Source organism: Streptosporangium sp. LJ11, assembly GCF_051918945.1.
In the GTDB taxonomy this organism is placed as follows: Bacteria; Actinomycetota; Actinomycetes; order Streptosporangiales; family Streptosporangiaceae; genus Streptosporangium.
Window position 1 is genome coordinate 1 of sequence record NZ_JBPXMB010000074.1, and the last position, 3,503, is coordinate 3,503.

General features: G+C 68.2%; 4 protein-coding genes and 1 pseudogene. 3 read left to right on the forward strand and 2 right to left on the reverse strand.

The features are described 5' to 3' along the window. The coding region (locus ACTOQ3_RS43355; protein WP_440089895.1) for a pectinesterase family protein at positions 1 to 552 on the forward strand (552 nt) is incomplete at its 5' end. A 516-nt stretch (positions 553 to 1,068) separates the two neighbouring features. On the opposite strand, the gene ACTOQ3_RS43360 is transcribed toward ACTOQ3_RS43355, so the two are convergent. After that, on the reverse strand, positions 1,069 to 1,308 hold the full coding sequence (locus tag ACTOQ3_RS43360; RefSeq protein WP_440089899.1) for a hypothetical protein: 240 nt from the start codon (positions 1,306 to 1,308) through the stop codon (positions 1,069 to 1,071). A gap of 21 nt (positions 1,309 to 1,329) precedes the next feature. On the opposite strand from ACTOQ3_RS43360, the pseudogene ACTOQ3_RS43365 reads away from it, so the two are divergent. Then, positions 1,330 to 1,911 (forward strand): annotated as a pseudogene (locus ACTOQ3_RS43365) (transposase); the annotation flags it as partial. A gap of 162 nt (positions 1,912 to 2,073) precedes the next feature. On the opposite strand, the gene ACTOQ3_RS43370 reads toward ACTOQ3_RS43365, so the two are convergent. Next, positions 2,074 to 2,724: an MOSC domain-containing protein gene (locus ACTOQ3_RS43370; protein WP_440089896.1), complete on the reverse strand. Its 651-nt coding sequence runs from the start codon at positions 2,722 to 2,724 to the stop codon at positions 2,074 to 2,076. A gap of 550 nt (positions 2,725 to 3,274) precedes the next feature. Here ACTOQ3_RS43370 and ACTOQ3_RS43375 point away from each other — a divergent pair. Continuing rightward, positions 3,275 to 3,503, forward strand: a 229-nt coding sequence (locus ACTOQ3_RS43375; RefSeq protein WP_440089897.1) for an NPP1 family protein, incomplete at its 3' end; no start/stop codon positions are given.

Consider the following 3,503-nt stretch of genomic DNA (forward strand, 5'->3'; position numbering starts at 1 on the left):
TTCCTCGGCCACCAGGACACGCTGTACGCCGACACCCGCGGCCTGGCCACCTTCGCCCGGCAGTACTACCGCCGCTGCCACATCGAGGGCGACGTCGACTTCGTCTTCGGCCGCGCCACCGCGGTCTTCGACCGGTGCGAGCTGCGCGCCCTGACCCGCGACGTGTCGTTTCTGCCGTACGGTTTCGTGTTCGCGCCGAGCACCGCCGCCGCGAACCCACACGGCTACCTGGCCACCAGGTGCCGCGTCACCGGTGAGGCCCCCGACGGCTCCTACGGCCTCGCCCGCCCCTGGCGTCCGAGCAGTGACCCGACCGCCGTCCCGATGCTGACCGTGCGCGAGACCTGGATCGGCCCCGTGGCCGACACCACCGCCCCGTACGTGAACATGAGCTCGGGCTACCCCTGGCAGGAGGCCAGGTTCGGCGAGTACCGCAACTCCGGTCCGGGAGCGGCGATCCCCGTTCCGGAGAACAGGCCGCAGCTGACCCCCGAGCAGGCGGCCGAACGGACCGTCCGCACCCACCTCGGCGACTGGAGACCGCCGAGATAGGCTGGTACGGGCCGCACGATGGCCTGCTGGATGTGTCGCGCGTGGTGCTCGACTCGGCGCACGTGCGCGCTGAAAAAGGGGCGAACACACAGGTCCTTCACCCGTGGACCGGAGTAAGCCCGGTTCCAAGCTGCACCTCCTGTCGGACGCGCCGGACTGCCTCTGGTCGTCGGCCTGTCCGCGGCCAACGTCCACGACAGCCGCCGGTTGAAGCCGATGGTGCTCGCCTTCTGTCCCGTCTCATTCAATCTGAGGCACCGGAAGCCCCTGACCTGCGGTGCCTCAGATTGAATGAGACAACTCATCCGGTCTTGTCTCATTCAATCTGAGGCACATCGACTAATCCGATTTGTGCTCATCTTTTAGAACACATTATCGAGTATTGCTCTACTGGTCGCACTGAAACCGTCTCATTCAACTTGAGGCATCCTGCAGTTTTTCTCATCTACTTGAGGCAGTTGACGTCCTGGGCAGGCACGATCGGTCCGATCACCAGGAGCAAACTGGAGATTTACCTCATGATCGATGAAACGGAAAAGTTACCTTTCGAGCTTCATGCGGCAGACGTAGCGTGGCGGCATGACGAAGGAAGCGCATCGTCCCTTCGTAGACGTCGGGCGGCGTATAGGCGCAGAGTTCGTGGCGGCGTGCCAAGACTGTCGGTGGGCCCAGGTCGTTGATGAGGATCTGCATGAGGAGGTAACCGGTCGCCTGCTGGAGTGGCATGTGGTCCACCCGGAGCAGGGGTTCGATCACCTGAGCGACCGCGACTTCGGGACATTCGCCTTTGATGAGTTCGGTCCTTTGGGCATCCGTCCCGCGCACGGCACGAGCTGGGCACCACAGGGCCGGCCGGACCGGCTGCCGGCCACTTACCACCGCACTCATGGGACCACCTACCTCCACGGCTGCTACTCCGTCGGCGACGACACGTTGTGGGGCGTCAACCGGCGCCGCAAAGGCATCGCTCCCACCTGGGCCGCGTGGCGGTCAATCCGTGCCGCCCGCCCGGACGGCGCTCCGATCTACGTGATCCTGGACAACCTGTCAGCGCACAAGAACTGGCGCATCCGCACCTGGGCCAGGCGCCACAAGGTCGAGTTGTGCTTCACCCCGACCTACGCCTCCTGGGCCAACCCGATCGAGGCGCACTTCGGGCCACTGCGGCAGTTCATCATCGCCAACTCCGACCATCCCAACCACACGGTGCAGACCCGAGCCCTGCACGCCTACCTGCGCTGGCGCAACGCCAACGCCCGCCACCCCACCCTCCTGGCCGCCCAACGCCGCAAACGTGCCCGCGTCCGCAGCGAAAAGGGCATCCGCTTCGGCGGACGCCCCCTTCCACTCGCCGCGTGATCGCTCAACCCGGCAAACGTTTCCGGTCACAGCACTAGCCATCGTGACGTTCCGCCCGTCACGCCGGGCGATCCGCCTTGGGGTGGTGGCCCGGACGGTTTGCGCCGTCGTGATGTTCCACCCGTCATGCCGGGTGGCAGGCCGATCCGCCGAGGCCGGTGTCTACGCGGTGGTGCGACGGCGGGCTCGATCCCTGATCTCCTCCGGCAGGGCGTCGGCGGCGAGCAGCCGGGGCAGCAGGTCCGGTTCCGACGTCATCGCCCGGAAGGTGAGCGCGACGGTCACCTTGTGGGCGGGCCGGTGCACGATCTCGACCGGGTCGGCGGCGCGGATGTCGCCTGGCTCGATCACGCGCAGGTACGCGCCCGGCAGTGCGGCCCGGGTGAATCGTTTGGTCCAGCCCTCGCGCTCCAGCCAGCCCTGGAACGTCGCGCAGGGCAGGCGCGGGCACGACACCTCCAGCACGACGTCCGGCCCGATCCGCCACCGCTCACCGATCAGGGCCCCGTTGACGTCCAGGCCCGTGGTCGTGAGGTTCTCCCCGAAGACCCCGTTCGGCAGCGGCCTGTCCAGCTCGGCCTCCCAGCCGTCAAGATCCTCGCGGGCGTACGCGTAGACGGCCTGGTCGGAGCCGCCGTGGTGTTTCACGTCGTGGACGCGGTCACCGGCGAGTCCGACCGCGCCGGTGCCCTTGGGGCCGGGGGCGGTGACCGCGACCGGGCCGTCGACGGGCCGCTTGTCGATGCCCGTCGAGTCGAGCCCCTTCCAGGGGTTGGGGCGTGGCCGGCCGACGTTGACCGAGAGCAGCTTCATAATGGCGACGGTACGTTCCCCCGCCCGTCCGGACGATACCTTTTCCGCGCGGCGGCGCGTGGGCGTTCACGCCGGGGACGATCCGGGTCCCACCGGGCCCCACCGATCTGCGCCGGTCCGCGCCAAGGCCGGAACGCCCCGTGACGGGATGCCCCGTGACGGGACGCCTGGAGAGGCCAGCCGGCCCGTCGGCCGCGACGCGCCTCGTGGGAGGCTTCCTGCCCGGTGATTCGCGATCTTTCGTTCGTGGTTCACCTCCTGACCGTCGCCGATACATGTCGGCGCCATCTGCCGCGGAGACCTTGATCAAGCACCGGTTTCGTGGTGCCGTGCAGGTGCGAGGCGCGCTCACATCGGTGCGGAGAACGCCGCCGACGAGCACCACGCCGACGCGTCGTCAGGTCATGGAGCAGTCCTTCGAGAAAGCGGAAGAATGCGAAAGCCGTGGTCGTTCACGTCCACCCCGAGGGCATCGAAGTCAGCGACCGGGCCGGAGAGGAGCCCATCCCTTCCCGCGTCCCCCGCGCGCGGGCGTTCCCGGTTCGGGATCGTGCTCGGTGTCACCGTTCTGGGGATCGTCCTCCCCGCGTCGGCGGCCTACGCCGATCCGCCCCGCAACCTGCCCCAGTCGGCCGGAGGGTACGAGTCGTCGTTCTCTCCGGCCTACGACTACGACGGTGACGGCTGCTACGCCACCCCCGGCATCGGGCCGGACGGGACCCTCGCTGCGGGGCTGAACCCGACCGGCGCGGTCAACGGCAACTGCCGTGACCAGTCGG

Coding starts and splice junctions, on each gene's coding strand:
- ACTOQ3_RS43370 (WP_440089896.1), bottom strand. CDS start 2,724: ATGAAGCTGCTCTCGGTCAACGTCGGCCGGCCACGCCCCAACCCCTGG.